This window comes from Mycobacterium sp. P7213, assembly GCF_900604305.1.
In the GTDB taxonomy this organism is placed as follows: domain Bacteria; phylum Actinomycetota; class Actinomycetes; order Mycobacteriales; family Mycobacteriaceae; genus Mycobacterium.
In genome coordinates, this window is record NZ_UWOA01000015.1 from 14,980 (window position 1) to 36,190 (window position 21,211).

General features: G+C 67.7%; 21 protein-coding genes. 2 read left to right on the plus strand and 19 right to left on the minus strand.

Annotated elements, in window-relative coordinates; translation table 11 throughout:
- The first annotated feature begins 24 nt into the window (after positions 1–24).
- The gene (locus EJK91_RS07555) at positions 25–1,290 is read left to right on the plus strand and encodes a cytochrome P450 (RefSeq protein ID WP_241178642.1); all 1,266 of its coding nucleotides are present in this window, start codon (positions 25–27) and stop codon (positions 1,288–1,290) included.
- An 18-nt stretch (positions 1,291–1,308) separates the two neighbouring features.
- On the opposite strand, the gene EJK91_RS07560 is transcribed toward EJK91_RS07555, so the two are convergent.
- From EJK91_RS07560 to EJK91_RS07630, 15 genes are all read right to left on the minus strand, one after another.
- Positions 1,309–2,085, minus strand: a complete 777-nt coding sequence (locus EJK91_RS07560) for a 3-oxoacyl-ACP reductase (RefSeq protein WP_024443182.1) — start codon at positions 2,083–2,085, stop codon at positions 1,309–1,311.
- Positions 2,082–3,446 carry an aldehyde dehydrogenase family protein gene (locus EJK91_RS07565; protein ID WP_125078602.1) on the minus strand — a complete coding sequence of 455 codons (1,365 nt, stop codon included), beginning with the start codon at positions 3,444–3,446 and terminating at the stop codon, positions 2,082–2,084. The genes EJK91_RS07560 and EJK91_RS07565 overlap by 4 nt, the downstream gene beginning before the upstream one ends.
- 49 nt (positions 3,447–3,495) lie before the next feature.
- A complete protein-coding gene (locus EJK91_RS07570) occupies positions 3,496–4,242 on the minus strand; it encodes a gamma-glutamyl-gamma-aminobutyrate hydrolase family protein (protein ID WP_241178643.1) in 747 nt (248 codons plus the stop codon).
- A complete protein-coding gene (locus tag EJK91_RS07575) occupies positions 4,229–5,593 on the minus strand; it encodes a glutamine synthetase family protein (protein ID WP_125078604.1) in 1,365 nt (454 codons plus the stop codon). Before EJK91_RS07575 ends, EJK91_RS07570 begins: the two co-directional genes overlap by 14 nt.
- A gap of 64 nt (positions 5,594–5,657) precedes the next feature.
- On the minus strand, positions 5,658–7,400 hold the full coding sequence (locus tag EJK91_RS07580; RefSeq protein ID WP_125078605.1) for an AMP-binding protein: 1,743 nt from the start codon (positions 7,398–7,400) through the stop codon (positions 5,658–5,660).
- Positions 7,401–7,491: 91 nt separating this feature from the next.
- On the minus strand, positions 7,492–8,055 hold the full coding sequence (locus EJK91_RS07585; protein ID WP_024443187.1) for an alpha/beta fold hydrolase: 564 nt from the start codon (positions 8,053–8,055) through the stop codon (positions 7,492–7,494).
- 81 nt (positions 8,056–8,136) lie between these two features.
- The gene (map, locus tag EJK91_RS07590) at positions 8,137–8,994 is read right to left on the minus strand and encodes a type I methionyl aminopeptidase (protein ID WP_024443188.1); all 858 of its coding nucleotides are present in this window, start codon (positions 8,992–8,994) and stop codon (positions 8,137–8,139) included.
- A gap of 77 nt (positions 8,995–9,071) precedes the next feature.
- The gene (locus EJK91_RS07595) at positions 9,072–9,656 is read right to left on the minus strand and encodes a DUF1707 SHOCT-like domain-containing protein (RefSeq protein WP_024443189.1); all 585 of its coding nucleotides are present in this window, start codon (positions 9,654–9,656) and stop codon (positions 9,072–9,074) included.
- A gap of 19 nt (positions 9,657–9,675) precedes the next feature.
- Entirely contained in the window at positions 9,676–11,427 is a 1,752-nt protein-coding gene (locus EJK91_RS07600; RefSeq protein ID WP_369797611.1) for a penicillin-binding transpeptidase domain-containing protein, read from the minus strand.
- Positions 11,428–11,626: 199 nt separating this feature from the next.
- Entirely contained in the window at positions 11,627–12,478 is an 852-nt protein-coding gene (locus EJK91_RS07605) for a GNAT family N-acetyltransferase (protein ID WP_024443191.1), read from the minus strand.
- Between the two features lie 55 nt (positions 12,479–12,533).
- Positions 12,534–13,685 (minus strand): flavodoxin-dependent (E)-4-hydroxy-3-methylbut-2-enyl-diphosphate synthase, encoded by a 1,152-nt coding sequence (ispG, locus tag EJK91_RS07610; RefSeq protein ID WP_024443192.1) that lies wholly within the window; start codon positions 13,683–13,685, stop codon positions 12,534–12,536.
- Between the two features lie 13 nt (positions 13,686–13,698).
- The gene (locus EJK91_RS07615; RefSeq protein WP_046302067.1) at positions 13,699–14,916 is read right to left on the minus strand and encodes a M50 family metallopeptidase; all 1,218 of its coding nucleotides are present in this window, start codon (positions 14,914–14,916) and stop codon (positions 13,699–13,701) included.
- Complete coding sequence (dxr, locus tag EJK91_RS07620) at positions 14,913–16,088, minus strand: 1-deoxy-D-xylulose-5-phosphate reductoisomerase (protein WP_046302068.1); 1,176 nt, start codon at positions 16,086–16,088, stop codon at positions 14,913–14,915. Before dxr ends, EJK91_RS07615 begins: the two co-directional genes overlap by 4 nt.
- A gap of 4 nt (positions 16,089–16,092) precedes the next feature.
- Positions 16,093–16,488, minus strand: a complete 396-nt coding sequence (locus tag EJK91_RS07625) for a VOC family protein (RefSeq protein ID WP_046302069.1) — start codon at positions 16,486–16,488, stop codon at positions 16,093–16,095.
- A complete protein-coding gene (locus EJK91_RS07630) occupies positions 16,442–17,281 on the minus strand; it encodes a helix-turn-helix transcriptional regulator (RefSeq protein WP_125078627.1) in 840 nt (279 codons plus the stop codon). The genes EJK91_RS07625 and EJK91_RS07630 overlap by 47 nt, the downstream gene beginning before the upstream one ends.
- A gap of 163 nt (positions 17,282–17,444) precedes the next feature.
- On the opposite strand from EJK91_RS07630, the gene EJK91_RS07635 reads away from it, so the two are divergent.
- Positions 17,445–17,699, plus strand: a complete 255-nt coding sequence (locus tag EJK91_RS07635; RefSeq protein ID WP_024443197.1) for a DUF2631 domain-containing protein — start codon at positions 17,445–17,447, stop codon at positions 17,697–17,699.
- Positions 17,700–17,783: 84 nt separating this feature from the next.
- On the opposite strand, the gene rlmN is transcribed toward EJK91_RS07635, so the two are convergent.
- From rlmN to pyrH, 4 genes are all read right to left on the minus strand, one after another.
- Positions 17,784–18,878: a 23S rRNA (adenine(2503)-C(2))-methyltransferase RlmN gene (gene rlmN / locus EJK91_RS07640; RefSeq protein WP_024443198.1), complete on the minus strand. Its 1,095-nt coding sequence runs from the start codon at positions 18,876–18,878 to the stop codon at positions 17,784–17,786.
- 24 nt (positions 18,879–18,902) lie between these two features.
- The gene (locus EJK91_RS07645) at positions 18,903–19,769 is read right to left on the minus strand and encodes a phosphatidate cytidylyltransferase (RefSeq protein WP_024443199.1); all 867 of its coding nucleotides are present in this window, start codon (positions 19,767–19,769) and stop codon (positions 18,903–18,905) included.
- Positions 19,770–19,791: 22 nt separating this feature from the next.
- Positions 19,792–20,349 (minus strand): ribosome recycling factor, encoded by a 558-nt coding sequence (gene frr, locus EJK91_RS07650; RefSeq protein WP_024443200.1) that lies wholly within the window; start codon positions 20,347–20,349, stop codon positions 19,792–19,794.
- 68 nt (positions 20,350–20,417) lie between these two features.
- Positions 20,418–21,167 carry a UMP kinase gene (gene pyrH / locus EJK91_RS07655; RefSeq protein ID WP_024443201.1) on the minus strand — a complete coding sequence of 250 codons (750 nt, stop codon included), beginning with the start codon at positions 21,165–21,167 and terminating at the stop codon, positions 20,418–20,420.
- Positions 21,168–21,211: the final 44 nt, after the last annotated feature.

Here is a 21,211-nt window from a genome sequence, read left to right on the forward strand (position 1 = left end):
TTCGACGACCGCGAGGAGTCCCCAGTGAGCGCGCTGACCACCCACCGCAACACCAGCGAGCACGGCCGAGTACTCGCCGACCCTCAGGCCTACACCGATAACGAGCGCCTGCACAGCTCACTGGCCTGGCTGCGCGCCAACCAGCCGGTGTCGTGGGTGGACGCCCCGCCGTACCGGCCGTTCTGGGCAGTCACCAAGCACGCCGACATCATGGACATCGAGCGCGACAACGAACTCTGGGTCAGTGAACCGCGTCCCATGCTGCTACAGGCCAAGGTCGAGGACCGGGTCAAGGCCGACCAGGAGGCCGGCATCGGACTGCGCACGCTGATCCACATGGACGACCCGCACCACCGGGACATCCGCAAGATCGGCGCGGACTGGTTCCGCCCCAAGGCCATGCGCGACCTCAAGGTCCGCGTCGACGAACTGGCCAAACGCTACGTCGACCGGATGGCCGAGATCGGCCCGGAGTGCGACTTCGTCACCGAGATCGCCATCAACTTTCCGCTGTACGTGATCCTGTCACTGCTGGGCCTGCCCGAGGAGGACTTCCCGCGCATGCTCAAGCTGACACAGGAGATGTTCGGTGGCGAGGACGCCGAGCACCAGCGCGGCCAGGGCGGCGCAGACGAGATCATGGCCGTGCTGCTGGATTTCTTCAATTACTTCTCCGCCCTTACGGCCTCGCGGCGGGCCAACCCCACCGGGGACTTGGCCTCGGCCATCGCCAACGGCCGTATCAACGGCGAACTCATGTCCGACATGGACACGCTGTCCTACTACGTCATCGTCGCCAGCGCCGGCCACGACACCACCAAGGACGCCATCTCGGGCGGCCTGTGCGCGCTGGTCGAGCACCAGGATCAGTTCGAGCGTCTCCAGAACGACATGAGCCTGATACCGCTGGCTGTCGAGGAGATGATCCGCTGGTCCACGCCGGTCAAGCAGTTCATGCGCACCGCCACCCGCGACACCGAGGTGCGCGGCGTGCCGATTCCCGAGGGTGAGTCGGTCCTGCTGTCCTACGTCTCGGCCAACCGCGACGAGGACATCTTCGACAACCCCTTCACGTTCGACATCGGCCGCGACCCCAACAAGCACCTGTCGTTCGGCTACGGCGTTCACTTCTGCCTGGGCGCGGCTCTGGCCCGTCTGGAGCTCAACAGCCTGTTCACCGAACTGGTGCCGCGCCTGGAGTCCATCGAGTTCGCCGGCACGCCCGAACTGTCGGCGACCACGTTTGTCGGCGGCCTCAAGCGCCTTCCGGTGCGGTACTCGATGCGCTAGCCGGACCGGGCCAGGCGGCTACAGCGGCGTGACGTACGCCGAGCTGATCCCGCCGTCCACCAGGAACGTCGAGCCAGTGATGAACGAGGCGTCATCGCTGGCCAGAAAGGCGACCGCGGCCGCGATTTCCTCCGGCTCGGCGAACCGGCCCACTGGCACGTGCACCAGCCGTCGCGCGGCGCGCTCCGGGTCGGCGGCGAACAGCTCCTGCAACAGCGGAGTGTTCACCGGCCCCGGGCACAGCGCGTTGACCCGGATGCCCTGCCGGGCGTACTGCACACCGAGCTCACGGGACATGGCCAGCACGCCGCCCTTGGAGGCGGTGTAGGAGATCTGGGAGGTGGCCGAACCCATCACCGCCACAAACGATGCGGTGTTGATGATCGATCCCCGCCCGGCGGGCGTCATGTGCCGCAGCGCCGCCCGGCAGCACAGGTACACCGACTTGAGGTTGACGTCCTGAACCCGTTGCCAAGCAGGCAGTTCGGTGGTTTCGATCAGGTCATCGTCGGGCGGCGAGATGCCGGCATTGTTGAAGGCGATGTCCACCGACCCGAATGTCTGGGCCGCGGTGTCGAACAGCGCGTCGACCTGGTCCTGATCGGAGACGTCGACCTGGACGAACAGACCGTCGAGCTCGTCGGCGACCGCGGTGCCCGCCGCCTGGTCGAGGTCACCGACCACGATCTGGGCGCCTTCGGCGCGCATCCGCCGCGCGGATGCCAAGCCGATTCCGCCACCGGCACCGGTCACCACGGCCACCCGTCCGGCCAGGCGTTGGGTCAGGTCGGTCACTGCGTCTCCTTCACTGCGATGAATACGTTTTTGGTCTCGGTGAACGCCAGTGGGGCGTCCGCGCCCAATTCCCGGCCCAGCCCCGACTGTTTGAAGCCCCCGAACGGAGTGGTGAAACGCACCGAGGAGTGCGAATTCACCGACAGGTTGCCCGCTTCCACCGCCCGCGAGACGCGCAGCGCCCGGGACAGGTCGTTGGTCCAGATCGAGCCGGACAACCCGTAGACGGTGTTGTTGGCCATGGTGATGGCGTCGGCCTCGTCGTCGAACGGCAGCACCGTCACCACCGGGCCGAAGATCTCCTCGGTGACGGATCGGTCGGTGGCCGCGGGAGTCAGAACCGTGGGCGGGAACCAGAATCCGGGTCCGGTGGGCGCGTGACCGCGGAAGGCGACCGGGGCGTCGTCGGGCACATAGGAGGCCACCTTCTCCCAGTGCGGGCGGGACACCAGCGGGCCCATCTCGGTGTCACGGGAGGTCGGATCGCCGACCACGACACCCGTCACCGCGGGCTCCAGCAACTCCATGAAGCGGTCATAGACGCTGCGCTGCACCAGGATCCGGCTTCGTGCGCAGCAGTCCTGTCCGGCGTTGTCGAACACGCCGTAGGGCGCCGTCGCCGCCGCCTGCTCCAGGTCACAATCGGCGAAGACGATGTTGGCGCTCTTGCCACCGAGTTCCAGCGTGACCCGCTTGACCCCGGCCGCCCCCGCCTGCAGCACCCGGGTGCCGGTGGTGGTGGAACCGGTGAACACGATCTTGGCCACGCCCGGGTGGGTGACCAGACGCTCCCCCACTTCCGCCCCGCGGCCCGGCAGCACCTGCAGCAGGTCGGGGTCCAACCCCGACTCAGCGGCCAGTTCCGCCAAGCGCAGCGTGGTCAGCGGCGTCCATTCGGCGGGCTTGATCAACACCGCGTTACCGGCGGCCAGCGCCGGGGCGAAACCCCATGCGGCGATCGGCATCGGGAAATTCCACGGGGTGATGATCCCGACGACGCCGAGCGGCTCGTGGAAGGTGACGTCGAGACCGCCGGCGACCGGTATCTGCTTGCCGGACAGCCGCTCCGGGCTGGCGGCATAGAACTGCAGCACGTCGCGGACATGGCCGGCTTCCCATTCCGCGGCCGACACCGGATGGCCGGAGTTGGTGACTTCCAGCGCAGCCAGCTCGTCGATGTGGGCGCCGACAATCGCGGCGAAGTCCCGCAGCGCGGCGGCTCGCTCGGCCGGGGCAAGCTTGGCCCACCGCTTCTGGGCGGCCTGCGCCCGGCGCACCGCGTCGTCGACGGCGGCGGCTTCGACATGGTCGACGGTGGCGAAGGCCGCGCCGGTGGCCGGGTTGATCAGGTCGGTACTGATGTCTCGGCTCCTTGCTCGTTCGTTCCTCGCTCGCCGTCGCCTTCGCGGATCATTCGCTCACCCGTGTTGCCGCGTACTTGCCCGCTTCGGCCACGATCGCGGCGAACAGCCGCAGATCGTCCGGGGATTCCTCGGGATGCCACTGAACCGCGAGCACGAAGTCCTCCCCGGGAAGCTCGATCGCTTCGATGACCCCGTCGTCATCGCGCGCACTGACGACAAGTTTCGCACCCACCTCGGCGATCGCCTGATGGTGGTAGCACTGCACCTGGCAGGTCTCGCCGAGAAGCGCGGCCGCCCGGGTGCCGGCCACGGTGCGCACCGGCATCGGGGTGAAGACGCCGTTGCCCGCCCGGTGCCCGGATTTGCCGATGACGTCGGGCAGGTGCTGGTGCAGTGTCCCACCGAGGGCCACGTTGAGCACTTGGGCGCCACGACAGATCCCCAGCACCGGCATTCCGCGCCGCATCGCCTCGGCCAGCAGGGCGAATTCCCATGCGTCCCGGGTGGTGTCGGGCCGATCGGTCTCGTCGTGCGGCGTCTGGCCGTACCCGAGTGGGTCGAGGTCGCGCCCGCCGGTGATCACCAGGGCACTCACCCCGGCGAGCACGCCGGCGGCGATCTCGGGCGTCACCGGCTGCGGCGGCAGCAGCACTGCGATACCGCCGGCGGCGGTGATGCCCTGGATGTACTGGGCGGGCAGTAGGCCGGCGCGCGCATCCCAGACCCCGAACTTCGCTCGGTCCAGGTAGGTCGTCAGACCCACCACCGGGCGAGGGGGTTCAGAAGCGTTCAAAACCCCGGACCCTCTCCCAGTCGGTCACCGCGGTGTTGAATGCGTCCAATTCGACACGGGCGCTGTGCAGATAATGCTCGACCACCTCGTCGCCGAACGCCTTGCGCGCGACTGCCGATTCGGCGAACAACTCCATAGCCGCGCCCAGCGTGGTAGGCAGGTGCGGCAACCCGCCCCGGTAGGCGTCACCGTCGACCGGTTCGGGCAGCGCAAGGTCATTGTCGATGCCGTGCAACCCCGCCGCGATCAGGGCGGCCACCGCCAGATAGGGATTCACATCGCCGCCCGGCACCCGGCACTCGACTCGCATCGAGTCGCCGCGGCCGAGAACCCGCAGCGCACAGGTGCGATTGTCCAGGCCCCACGCAATCGCCGTCGGAGCGAAGCTGCCCCCGACGAATCGCTTGTAGGAGTTGATGTTCGGTGCGTAGCACAAAGTCAGCTCGGGCAGCGTGGCCAGCACGCCCGCCAAAAAGGCGCGGAACAACGCCGACATACCGTGCGGGGCGGCAGGATCGGCGAACACCGGAGCACCCTCGGTGCTGCGCAATGACAGATGCACATGGCAGCTGTTGCCTTCGCGTTGGTCGAACTTCGCCATGAACGTCAGGCTCTTGCCGTGTTGGTCGGCGATCTCCTTGGCACCGCTCTTGTAGACGCTGTGGTTGTCGCAGGTGGTCAGCGCCTCCTCATAGCGGAAGGTGATCTCCTGCTGGCCGGTGTTGCACTCCCCCTTGACGCCCTCGCACCGCAGTCCCGCGCCGGTCATCCCCAGCCGAATGTCACGCAGCAGCGGCTCCAGCCGAGTGCCGGCGACCAGACCGTAATCGGCGTTGTAGTCCGTTCCCGGAGTCAGCCCGCGATACCCGCCGGCCCACGCCTGCCGGTAGCTGTCTTCGAAGACCAGAAACTCCAGTTCCGTTGCGGCGTAGGCAACCAGCCCGCGCTCGGTCAGTCGGGCGACTTGGGCGGCCAGGATCTGGCGCGGGGCCACCGCGACCGGGGTGCCGTCCGGCCACAGTGCGTCGGCCAGCACGTGGGCGGTGCCAGGCAGCCACGGAATGCGCCGCAGCGTTGCGAAGTCCGGTTTGAGCACCAGATCGCCGTAGCCGGTTCCCCAGTCGGCGATGGAGTAACCGGAGACTGTGTTCATCTCCACGTCAACGGCCAGCAGGTAGCTGCAGGCCTCCACGCCGTGTCCGGCGACCTCAGCAAGAAAGTGCTCCGCGGCGACCCTCTTACCGACCAACCGGCCCTGCATGTCGGCGAATGCCACCACAACGGTGTCGATCTCGCCGGAGGCGACCAGTTGTTGCAGCTCGGTCTGGGAGAGCATCGCGGCCCGGGTCATTGTGCTCCTTCGCCGACGACGGTCTTCCCTGACATTTGAGTGCTGTCAGGCTACCCGCCCGCGCTCAGTCGACGGGCTCCAGCCGTCGAAATTGAGCGGTGCGATAACAGTCAGCGCATGTGGAGCGACGGATCTTGCCGCTGGTGGTAATCGGCAGCGAGCCGGGAGCAACCAGCACCAGGTCGGCAACCCGGACCCCGTGAGATCGGGAAACCGATGCCGCGACATCTTTTTTCAAGGCCGCTATGGTCGCCAATTGCTCTTCCACGGTGTTGCCCCGGTTCTTGACCTCGGCGATGACCACCAGTTGCTCGCCGCCCTCACCGCTGACCGGCACCGCGGCAACGCGTCCGCCGGTGAGCTCCTGCACGGTCGCCTCGATGTCGTCGGGGTAGTGATTTCGGCCGTCGACGATCAATAAGTCTTTGATGCGACCGACCACCAACATCTCGCCCGCGTAGATGACGCCGAGATCTCCGGTGCGCAGCCACGGCCCCACCGGTGTGCCGGCGGACGGCGACTCCAGGTGCCCGCCGAAGGTGCGCTCGGTGGCCTCCGGGTTGTGCCAATAGCCGCTGGCGACGTTGGGCCCGTGCACCCAGATCTCACCGACATGCCCATCGGGGCTCTCGGTGCGGGTCTCGGGGTCGACGATCCGCACCGTGCACGCCCGCGGGGCGCCGACGCTGACCAGCTCCGCCCCGCCCGGGCCAGCCTGCGCGGTGCCGCCGACCAGGTTCTCGTAATCGAGCCGAACGGTCACCGGACGGTTCGCGCGCGGTGCCGAGGCGACGTAGACCATTGCCTCGGCCAGCCCGTACGACGGTGCCAGCGCGTTGGCAGGCAGGCCGAACCGGGAGAAGCGGTCAGTGAAGCGGCGGATCGTCGCCGCGTGGATGCGCTCGCTACCGCTCAAGATGGTGTGAACCCTGCTCAAGTCGAGGCCGGCCATGTCCTCATCGGTGGTCCGGCGCGCGGCCAGTTCGAACGCGAAGTTGGGCCCGGCGGTGAACGCACAGGGGTTGATGGCCAGCTGCTGGATCCATCGAGACGGCTTCTGCAGGAACGCGATCGGGCTCATCACGACCGAGTGGCGGCCCAGCAAGACGGCTCCCATCACCCCCAACAGCAGACCCATGTCGTGGTAGAAGGGCAGCCAGGACACCAGCGTGGTGTCGGGCGGCGGCGCTCCGCCGTCCTGCCCGAAGTAGTCCGCCATCACCTGTTCGATGTTGGCGAAGATGTTGCGGTGCGAGACCACGACGCCTCTCGGCGAGCCGGTCGAACCGGATGTGTATTGCAGCAGCGCGGTCTTGGTCGGCAGCGCGCCGGTTCCCTCCCAGGGCACGGGGGCATCGAGATCGATCAGGTCCACCTCAACGATCGCGGGCGAACTGCCGCCGACAGCGCCGACACACCCGTGGATATCGGCGGCGACGGCCGATGTGGTGAGCACCGCGGCCGGTGCGCAGTCCTTGAGCGCCGCGGTGACTCGTTCGTCGTGGCTGCCGAACGCCGGTACCGGTAGCGGCACCACGATGCAGCCGGCTTCCATCGCGCCGAAGAACCCGGCGATGTATTCCAGGCCTTGCGGTGCGAGCAACGCAACCCGGTCGCCCGGGGAGGCGATTGCGGCGACCTCCGCTGCCACGGCCTCGGTGCGGCGCAGAACCTGCCACCAGGTCAGGGTGTCGGCGTACCCGGCCGGATCGACCTCGTAGTCGATGTAGGTGAACGCCGGCCGATCGGGCCACTGCTGAGCACGTTCACGCAGCAACGCCGGTATTGATTCCCCCCAAGACAGCATTCTGTATCCCCCCAGATACGTATTTCATTATTTTTAGCCGGCGCTCCCTCGTTCGCCGGCTACGCCGGAACCTACTCTTCCCCGCTGCGTATTACCAGGTGCTGGCGCGCAACACGATCTCCATGGCGAACTGTGCGGTGAACTCACCGGCACTGCGTCGCCCGGGCAGCATCACCAACCGGTGCTCGCCGTAGACGAACCGCTGGCTGGCGTTGGCCACTGACGCGGTGGCCCGGGAACTGACCAGCACGGTGGTGTTGATCTCCACCGGCGGGCAGCGCTCGTCCCGGATCGCACCGCTCAGATCAGGCGCACGGGGGTGACCCCGGTCGAGCGCCACCAGGCCGGTGAAGCGGTCTGGTCGGGTGGCCGCGAGTTCCCAGGCATTGTCGGCACCGGTCCGATCGCCCACCAGCACGCCGCACTGCACGCCCAGCGAGTCGAGGATGCCGATCACCGATTTGGGCGTCAGACGCGGGTCCGCGCCGATCACGATGGTGCGCAACGAGGCGGTGTGCAATCGCTGACAAACCGCGTCGTAGGCGGTGACCGGGTGCTGCGCCGCGGCGAGCACAACGACGACGGGCCCGTTTTGGGGGCCTGCCACATCGACCGGAATCGGGAACCCGTCGATGGTCATCATCGTGCCCGGCATCTGCGCCACGCTACAGCCCCTCGGGCGCCAGGGGGCGGTTTTGGCGGGCCCCTTAACGGCTCTACAGACAACAGCCGTAAGTCACGGCAGGGTCAGAATCTCGGCGCCGTCGTCCGTTACCACCAGGGTGTGTTCAAACTGAGCACTCCACTGTCCGTCGCTGGTGACCACCGTCCAGTCGTCGTCCCAGATGTCGTAGTCCAGGCCGCCGAGATTGATCATCGGCTCGATGGTGAAGGTCATCCCCGGCTCGATGACGGTGTCGACTTCGGGCTGGTCGTAGTGCAGGATCACCAGACCGTTGTGGAAGGTCGGACCGATCCCGTGACCGGTGAAGTCACGGACCACGCTGTAACCGAACCGGTTCGCATAAGACTCGATGACCCGGCCTATCACCGACAGTGCGCGGCCGGGTTTAACCGCCTTGATGGCGCGCATGGTGGCCTCGTGGGTGCGCTCGACCAGCAGTCGGTGTTCCTGCGAGACGTCCCCGGCCAGGAAGGTGGCGTTGGTGTCGCCGTGCACGCCGTCGATGTAGGCGGTGACGTCGATGTTGACGATGTCGCCGTCGGCGATCACCGTCGAGTCGGGGATGCCGTGACAGATGACCTCATTGAGCGACGTGCAGCACGACTTGGGAAAGCCCTTGTAGCCCAGCGTCGAGGGATAGGCGCCGTGGTCGACCATGAACTCGTGGGCGATGCGGTCCAGCTCATCGGTGGTCACGCCGGGCGCGACGGCCTTGCCCGCCTCGGCAAGCGCACCCGCCGCGATCCGGCTCGCCACCCGCATCTTCTCGATCACCTCGGGAGTCTGCACCCACGGCTCGGACCCCTCGGCAGCCGTAGCGCGGCCGACGTATTCCGGGCGCGGGATCAGGCGGGGCACCGGCAGCGTCGGAGACAGCACGCCGGGAGAAAGCGGAGCACGAACGGGCATTACGCCAGCCTAACGGTGATCGCCAGGCCGGCGGAGCCGGGCGAAGCGGATCACCGCCATCGACACCGCGGCGCTGGTCAGCGCCGCCAGCGGAGCTTGCGCCGCGGACCCCTGATGTCCACCGAGCCGCACACCACGCGGCCGGTCAGCACCAGGTGCGGAGCCCCTTCGGCGGGCGGGTCGGTGCGGCGATCGCGGGCGCTGCCGCCGTAGACCTCGACATCGTCGATCGAGGCGCTGGCACCTTCGGGCAGTCGGATGTCGACCGATCCGAATCGCATGTCGAGTTCGATCACCACGACCGGACCGGCGAACCGGGCCTTAGTGAGGTCAAGGTCTACCGAGCCCAGGCGGCGCACCAATGCCAGCCGGGTCGGCACGATCCATTCTCCGTGGCGTTTGAGCGACCCGGCCCAGCCGCGCAGCTCGACCCGGTCGGCCGCCGAGGTAACGATGGCGCGGGGACCCGGCAGGTCACCGATCAGGGTGTCGAGCTCCGAGCGCATCCGTGCCTGCGACACCTGCGCCGCGCGCTCCTCGAACTCCCCGATGTCGATCAGTCCGAGGGAGACGGCGTTGTGCAGGCGGCGCAACGTGCCGTTGCGGTCCGCATCCGAGATCCGCAAGGCCACGTCGGCTATATCGTCGCTGAGACCCGTCATGGGTTCTCAATTTACGCCGCTACAGCAGGAAGTTGTCCGGCAGCGAGTCGAACATCACCTTGGTCATCCGGACCGCGTACTGCGAGCTGCCACCGCCGACGATCAGCGACGCAAAGGCCATGTCACCGCGGTATCCGGCGAACCAGGAATGCGAGCCACCGGCGAACTCGGCCTCCCCGGTCTTGCCGTAGACCGGGCCGCAGCCGGCGATGTCGCGTGCGGTGCCGTCGGTCACCACCAACCGCATCATCTCGCGCAGCCCGTCGAGCATCTCCGCGCTCACCGGGGCCGCCACCGGGCCGTTGACCGCCGTCGGACGGCCTTCGATCAAGCGGGGTACCGGTGTGTGTCCGGCGGCCACCGTCGCCGCAGCCAGGGCGACGCCGAAGGGGCTGGCCAAGACCTTGCCCTGACCGAAGCCGTCCTCAGTACGTTCAGCCAGGTCGACGGTCGGCGGAACCGAGCCGGTGACGGTGGTGATCCCGTCAACCAGGTAGTCCACCCCGATCCCGTAGCGGCTGGCCGCCTGCGACAGCGCCCGCGGCGGCATCCGGCTGGCCAGCTCGGCGAAAGTGGTGTTGCACGAATTGGCGAAGGCCCGCGACATCGGCACCAGGCCCAGGTCGAATCCGCCGTAGTTGGGGATGGTGCGCTGGCCGATGTCGAGTTCACCGGGGCAACCCACCATGGAGTTCGGCGTGGCCATGTCCCGTTCGATCGCCGCGCCGGCGGTGACCATCTTGAACGTTGATCCGGGGGGATACAGGCCACTGGTCGCGACCAGGCCGTCGGCATCGGCAGCCGCGTTCTGCGCAACGGCGAGCAGTTCACCGGTCGACGGCTTGATCACCACCATCATCGCCTTGTCGCCGCGGGTGTTGACCGCGTTCTGGGCGGCGCGCTGCACCGCCCGGTCCAGGCTGATGGTCAGCGAGGGTGCGGGCGCCGGATCGACCTCGTGCAGAACCGCGACGTCGACGCCGTTCTGGTTCTCGCTGACGACACGCCAGCCCGCGGCACCTTCGAGTTGGTTCGCGACGGCCTTCTTGACCTCGCTGATGAGCATCGGCGCGAAGTGGTCATCGGTGGGCAACAGATCCGGGTGCGGGGTGACCACGACGCCCGGGAGGGAGCCGATGACGGGCTCGACACGGTCGTGATCCGCCTTGCGCAGCGTGATCAGGTCGAGCGGAGACCTTGAGGAACTGGCCCGTTCGGCCAGCCACTGCGGCTCACCCAATGCGTCGTCGAAGGGGCGCAAGGTGTCGACTACCGCCCGCGCGGTGCGCATCAGGTTTCGGCCGGCCCGGGTGGCGTCCAACATGTAGTGGTAGACGTAGCCCGGCACCAGCACGTCGGTCCCGCCGGCCTCGTTGACGGCGGCGCGACGCGGCGGGTCGGCCCGCAGCGCGAAAGTCTGGTGCTCGCCCAGTTTGGGATGCAGGCCGGTGGCCGTCCAGCGGACCGCCCAGTGTCCTTCGTTTCGGACCATCTTGAGCTGGCCGTCGTAGGCCCAGGTCCGGTTCTTCGGCAGCGTCCAGGTGTAGCGATATGCCACGCTGCCGGTGTCGTCGTTGTAGCGCGCGCTGAGCAGTTGGGCATCCAGGTGTTCGGCCTGCAGGCCGGCCCAGGCGGCGTTGAGTGCGCTGCGTGCCGCAGACGGGTCGTCGCTGAGTTCTGCGGCCGTCGCGGTGTCTCCGGTGGCCAGCGCGGCGAAGAACCGCTCGGCGACGGGTCCTGGGCCGTCGGGGCGGGGTGTGCAGGCCGCCATGCCGGCCGCGGTCAGCACCACGGCCACCAGACCCGTGACGCGTGTGACGAATGAGCTTGCAGTTGTCATTGGGGCTGATGTTACGAAACAGAAACGGTTGCCCCGCGGAGGCGCACCGAGACTGTCGTTGGCGTGTCCGCTACTCGAACTTCTCCGCGCCAGCCGCAGTTTCGGCGAAGAACACGAAGAGATCCCGAGATCAGTCGAGCAACACGGTCGCGAAGGTGCCGACCTGAGTGAAACCCACCCGCTCATAGGTGGACCGGGCCACCGCGTTGAAGTCGTTGACGTAGAGGCTGGCGATGCGCCCGGTGCCGACGATGACCGCGGACAGCATCGCGGTGCCGCCGGCGCCCAGCCCGCGGCCGCGCCGGTCCGGATGCACCCAGACGCCCTGGATCTGCGCCACCGCCGGTGACTGGGAGCCCACCTCGGCCTTGAACACCACCTCGCCCCGCTCGAAGCGCGCCCAGGCCCGGCCCGACGCGATGAGGTTCGCCACGCGCCGGCGGTAGGCGCGGCCGCCGTCGCCGGCCCGCGGATCCACACCGACCTCGCCGATGAACATGTCGACGGCGGCCACCAGATAGGCATCGAGCTCGCCGGGACGCACTTGGCGCACTTCGGCATCCATCGGGCACGCGGGCATGGTGTGCAGTGCCATCAGCGGTTGGCTCTCACGCACGTCACGCGCCGGGCCCCAGGAATCGGCGAGGCGCTGCCACATCGGCAACACCAACTCAGCCCGGCCCACTAGCGACGAGCAGCGGCGGATCGCACCCACCGCCTTGTCAGCGAACGCGGTGAGGTCGGCCGGGGCGCCGCGCAGCGGGATCAGGTTCGCGCCCGCGTAACACAAGGATTCGTCCACGCCGCCGCGTGTCCACAGTTCCCCGCCGATCGACCGGGGATCGATACCGTGATCGGCAACCCGGGCGGCGACCATGCAGGAACCGATCGGATCCTCTTCGAGCACCCGCCAGACCGCAGCGGCGTCACGGGCGACGGACACCCGTCGCTGGTCGAGACGGAACTCGGGCGGAGCCGACATAGTGACTCTTTCTGGCGATCTCAACTGCCGCGCGCCTACGGCGACCCGGCTGCGATCAGCTTACGGCGACGGTGGGCGAACCGCCGGGAGATCCATCCTGCATCTCGGCCGCCAGACGCATGGCCTCCTCGATCAGGGTCTCCACGATCTGCGCCTCGGGAACGGTCTTGATCACCTCGCCCTTGACGAAGATCTGGCCCTTGCCGTTGCCGGATGCCACACCCAGATCCGCCTCGCGCGCTTCGCCGGGGCCGTTGACCACACAACCCATCACCGCGACCCGCAACGGGACGTCGATCCCCTCCAGCCCGGCGGTGACCTCGTTGGCCAACCGGTAGACATCCACCTGAGCCCGCCCGCACGAGGGGCACGACACGATCTCCAGACCGCGCGGCCGCAGGTTGAGCGACTCCAGAATCTGGTTGCCGACCTTGACTTCTTCCACCGGCGGCGCCGAGAGCGACACCCGGATGGTGTCGCCGATGCCGCGCGACAGCAGCGCGCCGAACGCCACGGCGGATTTGATGGTGCCCTGGAAAGCCGGGCCGGCTTCGGTGACGCCCAGGTGCAGCGGGTAATCACAGCGCTCGGCCAGCAGTTCGTAGGCGGCCACCATCACGACCGGATCGTTGTGCTTGACGCTGATCTTGATGTCGCCGAAGCCGTGCTCCTCGAACAGCGACGCTTCCCACAGCGCGGACTCCACCAATGCTTCGGGGGTGGCTTTGCCGTATTTGGCCAAGAACCGCTGGTCCAAAGAACCGGCATTGACGCCGATTCGGATCGGGATGCCGGCGGCGCCGGCCGCCTTGGCCACTTCGCCGACCCGCCCGTCGAACTCCTTGATATTGCCCGGGTTCACCCGGACCGCGGCACAACCGGCGTCGATCGCGGCGAAGATGTACTTGGGCTGGAAATGGATGTCGGCGATCACCGGGATCTGGCTGTGCCGGGCGATCTCGGCCAACGCGTCGGCGTCCTCCTGGCGGGGGCAGGCCACCCGCACGATGTCGCAACCCGAAGCGGTCAGCTCCGCGATCTGCTGCAGGGTCGTGTTGATGTCGTGGGTCTTGGTGGTGCACATCGACTGCACCGCGATCGGATGGTCGCTACCCACCCCGACTCCGCCGACCTTCAATTGGCGGGTCTTACGACGTGGCGCCAGGGTGGGCGGAGGTGCAGCCGGCATGCCTAGGCCGACGCTCATGAGGGGGCTCCTATCAAAACAGCCTGATCGGATTGACCAAGTCCGCGGTCACGGTGAGCAGCATGTAGCCCATCACCACCACCAAGACTACGTAAGTGGCCGGCATCAGCTTCAGATAGTTCACCGGGGCTGCCGCGACCTTCCCGCGGGCCGACCGGACCATGTTGCGAAGCTTTTCAAACAGCGCGATCGCGATGTGCCCGCCGTCGAAGGGCAGCAGCGGCACCAAGTTCAGCACACCCAGGATGAAGTTCAGCTGCGCCAAGAAGAACCAGAACGCCACCCACAGTCCGTGGTCGACGGTGTCGCCGCCGATGATCGACGCGCCCACCACACTGATCGGGGTCTCGGGGTCACGCTGCCCGTGCGGGTTGCCGATCGCATGCACCAGCGCGCCGACCTTGGAGGGGATGTTGGCCAGCGACTTGCCCAGCAGCACCGACAGGTCGCCGCTGAAGCCGAAGGTGGCCGGCACCGCGGTGACCGGGTTGTACTTGGTCGGCCCGAATTGGGCGGCGCCCACCCCGATCGCGCCGACCGTGCTGGGGACGGCCTCGCGGTCCGCGCCGTCGGAGATCCAGCGCTGGGTGGGGGTCACGTCGACGTACTTGGTGAGAGTGCGGCCGTCGCGCTCGACCACGATCGGCGTGGTGCCGCGCTGTTTGCGCACCGCGGTGGCCATCTCCTCGAAGGTCGACACCGGCGTGTCACCGACCTTGACCACCACATCGCCGGACTCGATGCCGGCCAGCGCAGCGGGGCCGGGGCCAGAGCAGTCGGCCAGCTCCCCCTTGACGACTTCGGGTGCCACACAAGCCGTTTCGCCGATGACGGCGGTGGTGGGAGCGTGCAGGTTGGGTAGACCCCAGATCACTGCGATGCTGTAGACCAGCACCAGGCCGATGATGAAGTTCATGGCGGGGCCGGCGGCCAGCACAGCCACCCGCTTCCACGTCTTCTGCTTGTACATGGCGCGGTCGACCTCGTCGGGCGCCAGTTCCTCCACCGCGGTCATGCCCGCGATGTCGCAGAAGCCGCCGGCCGGGATCGCCTTGAGGCCGTATTCGGTCCCACCGCGGCGAGTCGACCACAACGTGGTTCCGAAGCCGACGAAGTAACGGCGCACCTTCATGCCGGTGGCGCGCGCCACCCACATGTGGCCGCATTCATGCAGCGCCACCGAGACCAGGATGGCCAGCGCGAACAGCGCGATGCCGACCGCGAACATCATCGGGTGATTCCGACCTTTCTCGTAGCTATCGCCTCGACGGCGCGAGCCGCGCGTTCCTTGGCCCAGCGCTGCGCATCGAGTACCTCATCCACGGTAGCGGGTTGCGCGGCCCACTGGTCGGCGACGCCCAGCACCTCGGCGATGGTGGCCACGATCGCCGGGAAACCGATCCGGCCGCCGAGGAAGGCTTCGGCGGCTTCTTCGTTCGCGGCGTTGTAGACCGCGGTCATGCAGCCCCCGGTCTGACCGGCCTGCCGGGCCAGCTGCACCGCCGGGAACACGGCATCGTCGAGTGGTTCGAACTCCCAGGTGGAAGCCGTGGAGAAGTCGCAGGCCGCGGCCGCGCCGGGAACCCGCGCCGGCCAGCCCAGCGCCAGTGCGATCGGTAGACGCATGTCCGGCGGGCTGGCCTGCGCGATCGTCGATCCGTCGGTGAAGGTGACCATGGAATGCACGATCGACTGCGGGTGTACGACGACGTCGATGCGATCGTAGGGCACGCCGAACAGCAGGTGGGTTTCGATGAGTTCGAGTCCCTTGTTCACCAGCGAGGCCGAGTTCAGGGTGTTCATCGGACCCATCGACCAGGTCGGATGCGCCCCGGCCTGCTCGGGTGTGACGTGCTGAAGATCCGCTGCGCTCCAGCCGCGGAACGGCCCGCCCGAAGCGGTGAGCACCAACCTGGCCACCTCGTCGGGGGTCCCGCCGCGAAGGCATTGCGCCAGCGCGGAGTGCTCGGAGTCCACCGGCACGATCTGCCCCGGGTCGGCGGCCGCCAGGACCAGCGGGCCGCCGGCGATCAGGGACTCCTTGTTGGCCAGGGCCAGCCGGGCACCGGTCTCCAGCGCGGCCAGCGTGGGCCGCAGTCCGAGCGCGCCGACCAGGGCATTGAGCACCACGTCCGCCTCGGTGTCGTACACCAAGCGGGTGACCGCATCGGGCCCGCAGTAGGGAGCCTCGAGTGCTTCGCCGACCTGGGCGTCGGCCACGGCGATGTTGGCCACCCCGGTCTCGGCGCGCTGGTCGGCCAGCAGCGCTGCGTTACCGCCTCCGGCGGCCAGCCCGACGATCTCGAAGCGGTCCGGGTTCGCCGCGACGACCTGCAGGGCCTGGGTGCCGATCGAGCCGGTCGAGCCCAACAGCAGAACTTTGATCCGACGGCCCGTGCTCACCCACCTATTGTGCTCCCGCGTAGTTGCCGAAGCTCCACAGGTTGCCTTCCGGGTCGCGGACAGCGAACTCGCGGGCGCCGTAGTCGGTGTCGGTCAGCGGCCGGATCACGTCGGCCTGCCGGTCCAGGACCCGCTGGTAGAGGCCGTCAGGATCGTCGGTGACCACGAAACCACCCGCGGTGCCGGGTTCGCGGCACCAGTCATTGCCGGGTTTGTAGCTGCCGAGCATGATGCCGCCGACGCCCTGTGGCCAGCGCAGTTCGGCATGAGCGACGGTCTCGCCGTCATCGCCGTGACGGGCCGCGACGACGAAGCCGAAGGTGTCGACGTAGTAGTCGATGAGTTTGCGCGCGTCATGCGCTTGCAGGGTCAACCAGACGGTCGGATTCTGATGCGTCATGACTCCACTCTGCCCGTGGGGCGTGACCGCCGTCTTGAATGTTTTGGAACTCCTCGGCCAGCCAAGCCGCGGGCGAAACCCCGGCGTAGCGCACGAATTCGCGAGTCAGATGGGCCTGATCGGCGTAGCCGGCAGCGACCGCGATGCCCGCCAAGTCGACCCGCCCGTGCCGACGAGCGTCGTCCGCCATCCGGGCGGTCGCGTATTCGAAGCGCATCAGCATCGCCACGGCTTTCGGAGTGTGGCCGACCTCGCGACGAAACAGCGTGCTCAGATGCCGCTGGCTCAGCCCGACCTGTTCGGCAATGCCCGTGATCGACGCCCTCCCCCGGCTGCGCTGCAACAGCTGCCAGGCGTAGGTGACCTCGGGGCGCACGGTGGCGGCGTGGCGGCGCTGCTGGGCCACCAGGTACGTCGACACCAGTCCGAACGCGTCCGGCCAGGACCGTGCGATGGCGAGCTGCTCCTGCAGATCCACCGCGCCGCGGCCCAACACCGGTACCGCGTCGAACTCGGTCGCGCTCAACTCGACGCTGGGCATCCCGAACAACGCTCGCGAGGCCAGCGGGTGCACCGCGACCTGCACGCCGGCCTGGCCGCGGCGCTGTCGCACGTGGCTGGCCCGCACGTGCAACCCGCCGAGAATGATCGGATTCGGCCGGGCTGCCCGCAGCGCCTCAGCCGTGTCGGCGGCTTCCACTCCCTCGTCGAGGCTGACGATGAACGTCAACGTCGACGACGGCATCCCCCGGTGCACGGCATCGGGTACGTCCAGTGCGCGGTAGCCCACCATCGACGTGACACCCGGCGCGATGCGGGGCGATGCCATCGTGAATTCCCAGATCGGCGAGACTTCTGCGACGTCCCCGGCCATGGCGTCCACGGTAGGTGGCTCGGTCGCGATATGTCAGAATGTCGCGCAGTAGTAGTTGCAGGGGCGAACTTAAGGAGTCGAAGTGGCCGGTACCGAGGTGGAGCGCCACACCGGGGTTGACCCTGTCGAGGTGCCGTCTGCGGCGTGGGGTTGGAGTGCCATCAACTACCGCACCTGGCACATCGTCGGCTTCGGTATCGTCGGCTTCTTGCTGCTCATGCTGCGCGGCAACCACATCGGTCACGTCGAGGACTACTTCCTGCTGGGCTTCGCCGCGCTGACGCTGTTCGTCGTGGTGCGCGACATCGTCCTGCGTAACCGCGGCCGGCTGCGCTAACGCGTCCGGCTGAGCGCCGAAACCGACGTTTCGCAGCAGAACTGCGAGACGACGCCTGTAAACGTCGGTTTCGATGAAGTAGGGCTAGTCGCTTTCCGCCGCCAACTGCCCACACGCCGCTGCGATTTCGCGGCCGCGGGTATCTCGGACCGTGCATTCCACGCCTTGGGCCCGAACTCGCCGGACGAACTCCCGCTCCACCGGCTTAGGACTGGCGTCCCATTCGCTGCCGGGTGTGGGGTTGAGCGGGATCAGGTTGACGTGCACCAGCGGTCCCAGCGCCTTATGCAGCTTCTTGCCCAACAGATCGGCGCGCCACGGCTGGTCGTTGACGTCGCGAATCAACGCGTATTCCACTGACACCCGCCGGCCGGTGACGTCGGCGTAGTAGCGGGCGGCGTCGAGGGCTTCGGAGACCTTCCACCGGTTGTTGACCGGCACCAGGGTGTCGCGCAGCTCGTCATCGGGCGTGTGCAACGAGAGTGCGAGCGTCACCCCGAGCCGCTCGTCGGCAAGCTTGCGGATGGCCGGGGCCAGACCCACCGTGGACACCGTCACCGACCGCGCCGAGATGCCGAAACCGTTGGGCGCCGGCTCGGTGATGCGCCGCACCGCGGCCACCACCCGGGCGTAGTTGGCCAGCGGCTCCCCCATCCCCATGAACACGATGTTGGAGAGCCGGCCGTGGTCTCTGTCGCGAAGTTCGACCGAGGCCGCCCGTACCTGCTCGAGAATCTCTGCGGTGGACAGGTTTCGGGTGAGTCCGGCCTGACCGGTCGCACAGAACGGGCACGCCATGCCGCAGCCGGCCTGTGAGGAGATGCACACGGTGTTGCGGCGCGGATAGCGCATCAGCACCGATTCGAACTTGGTGTTGTCGTGGGCGCGCCACAGCGTCTTGCGGGTCTCACCGGCGTCGCATTCGATCTCGCTGGACGCGGTCAGCAGGGTGGGGAACAGCGCGTCGGCCACCGAGGAACGCACCGCAGCGGGCAGGTCGGTCATCTGCTGCGGATCGGCGATCAGCCGGCCGTAGTACTGGTTCGCCAGCTGCTTGGCACGAAATGCCGGCAACCCCAGCTCGGCGACCGCGGCCACCACACCTTCGGCGTCGAGGTCTGCCAGATGTCGCGGCGGAAGAGCCCGCCGCGGTGCGGTGAACACCAGCTGTTGCGTCATGATCGGTTCCAGTATGCCGGTGACTCAGGGCAGAACGGTCAGCACGATCCAGGTCACCACGGCCGACGGCAGCAATGCGTCGAGCCGATCCATGATCCCGCCGTGGCCCGGCAGCAGCCGTCCCATGTCCTTGATGCCCAGGTCGCGCTTGACCTGCGATTCGATGAGGTCGCCGAAAACCCCGGTGAGCACGAGCAGCAGCCCCAGCGGCAGCCCGACCCACCACGGCCTGTCGAGGAACACCGTCACCGCGAACACCGCCGCGGTAACGCCGAGCACCAGCGACCCCGCGAGGCCCTCCCAGGACTTCTTCGGGCTGATCGCCGGCGCCATCGGGTGCTTGCCGAACAGCACACCGACGGCGTAGCCGCCGATGTCGGAGAAGACCACCGGGAACAGCAGGCACAGCACCCGACCGGGGCCGTCATCCCGGAAGACCAGCAGGGCCGCGAAGCTCATGCACAGCGGCACCCAGACCGCGATCAGGATCATCGCCGACATGTCGCGCAGGTAGTTGACCGGGGTCTGGTCCAGCCCCTGACCGACCAGCCGCCAGATCATGCAGATCACCACCGTGGCACCGAAGGCACCCAGCACTCCCCGGGCCCCGAACGGCAACGACAGCCACAGCATCGCCTGGCCGCCCAGTGCCAGCGGGATGAACGGCACGTCGTAGCCGACCTCACGCAGCCGCCGAACGATCTCATGGGTGGCCACCGGGGCGGCCACGGCCAGAATCAGCACCCAGAAACGCGGGGCGAACAGCAGGGTGTAGACCAGCGTTCCGCTCAGCACGGCGCCCACGGCGATAGCCGCGGGAAGGTTGCGTCCGGCTCGCGACTGTTTCGGCTGCGAATCCGCGGCGTCTACGCCGGTGTCTTGGTCTGCCACGGTTGTGCCTGCTGAACGGCCGCTAGACCTCCAGCAACTCGCCTTCTTTGTGCTTGACCAGCTCGTCGATCTGGGTCACGTATTGCTGGGTGGAGCGGTCCAGGTCCTTCTCCGCCCGGCCGACCTCGTCTTCGCCGGCGTCGCCGTCTTTGCGGATGCGGTGCAACTCTTCCATCGCCTTGCGGCGGATGTTGCGCACCGAGACCTTGGCGTCCTCCCCCTTCGCCTTGGCCTGCTTGACCAGCTCTTTGCGTCGCTCCTCGGTGAGCTGCGGAACCGACACCCGAATCAGCGAACCATCGTTGCTGGGGTTCAGGCCGAGGTCGGAGTTGCGGATCGCGGTCTCGATGGCCCCCAACTGTGATGCCTCGTAGGGCTTGATCACCACCAGCCGTGCCTCGGGCACGTTGATGCTGCACAGCTGAGTGATCGGGGTGGTCGACCCGTAGTAGTCGATGACGATCCGCGAGAACATCCCCGGATTGGCCCGGCCGGTGCGGATGGTCGAGAGGTCGTCGCGGGCCACCGACACGGCCTTTTCCATTTTCTCTTCGGCATCGAAGAGAGCGTCGTCGATCATGTGCCCCGCTCCTTGTTATCGCTTCGCTGTAGCGCCGTCGCCGCCGGCGGTCATATGCCCTGCGCCCTTCAGCTGGTGACCAGTGTTCCGATCTTCTCACCCGCGACCGCCCGGGCGATATTTCCATCGGTCAACAGGTTGAACACCAGGATCGGCATGCCATTGTCCATGCACAGACTGAACGCGGTGGCATCGGCCACCTTCAGCCCCCGGTCGATGACCTCGCGATGGGTGACCGAAGTCAGCAGATGGGCGTCGGGATCGGTTCGGGGGTCGGCGGTGAAAATACCGTCGACCGCCTTGGCCATCAGCACCACCTGGGCGCCGATCTCCAGCGCGCGCTGCGCTGCGGTGGTGTCGGTGGAGAAGTACGGCAGGCCCATACCAGCGCCGAAGATCACCACTCGGCCCTTCTCCAGGTGTCGTTGTGCCCGCAGCGGGATGTAGGGCTCGGCGACCTGGCCCATGGTGATCGCGGTCTGGACGCGGGTGTCGATGCCTTCCTTGACCAGAAAATCTTGCAGCGCAAGGCTGTTCATCACGGTGCCGAGCATGCCCATGTAGTCCGAGCGCATCCGCTCCATACCGCGCTCCTGCAACTGGGCGCCGCGGAAGAAGTTGCCGCCGCCGATGACGACCGCGACCTGCACGCCGTCGCGGACCACTTCGGCGATCTGGCGGGCGACCTGGGCGACGACGTCGGGATCGAGCCCGACCTGCCCGCCGCCGAACATCTCCCCACCGAGTTTGAGCAGCACCCGGGAGTAATGGGGGCGGCCGGCCGGCCGGCTTCCGTCGGTACTCGTCGGCTCCGTCATCAGGCTCCTCCGGGCTGCACGCATATGACAGCGCCATCGCGGGA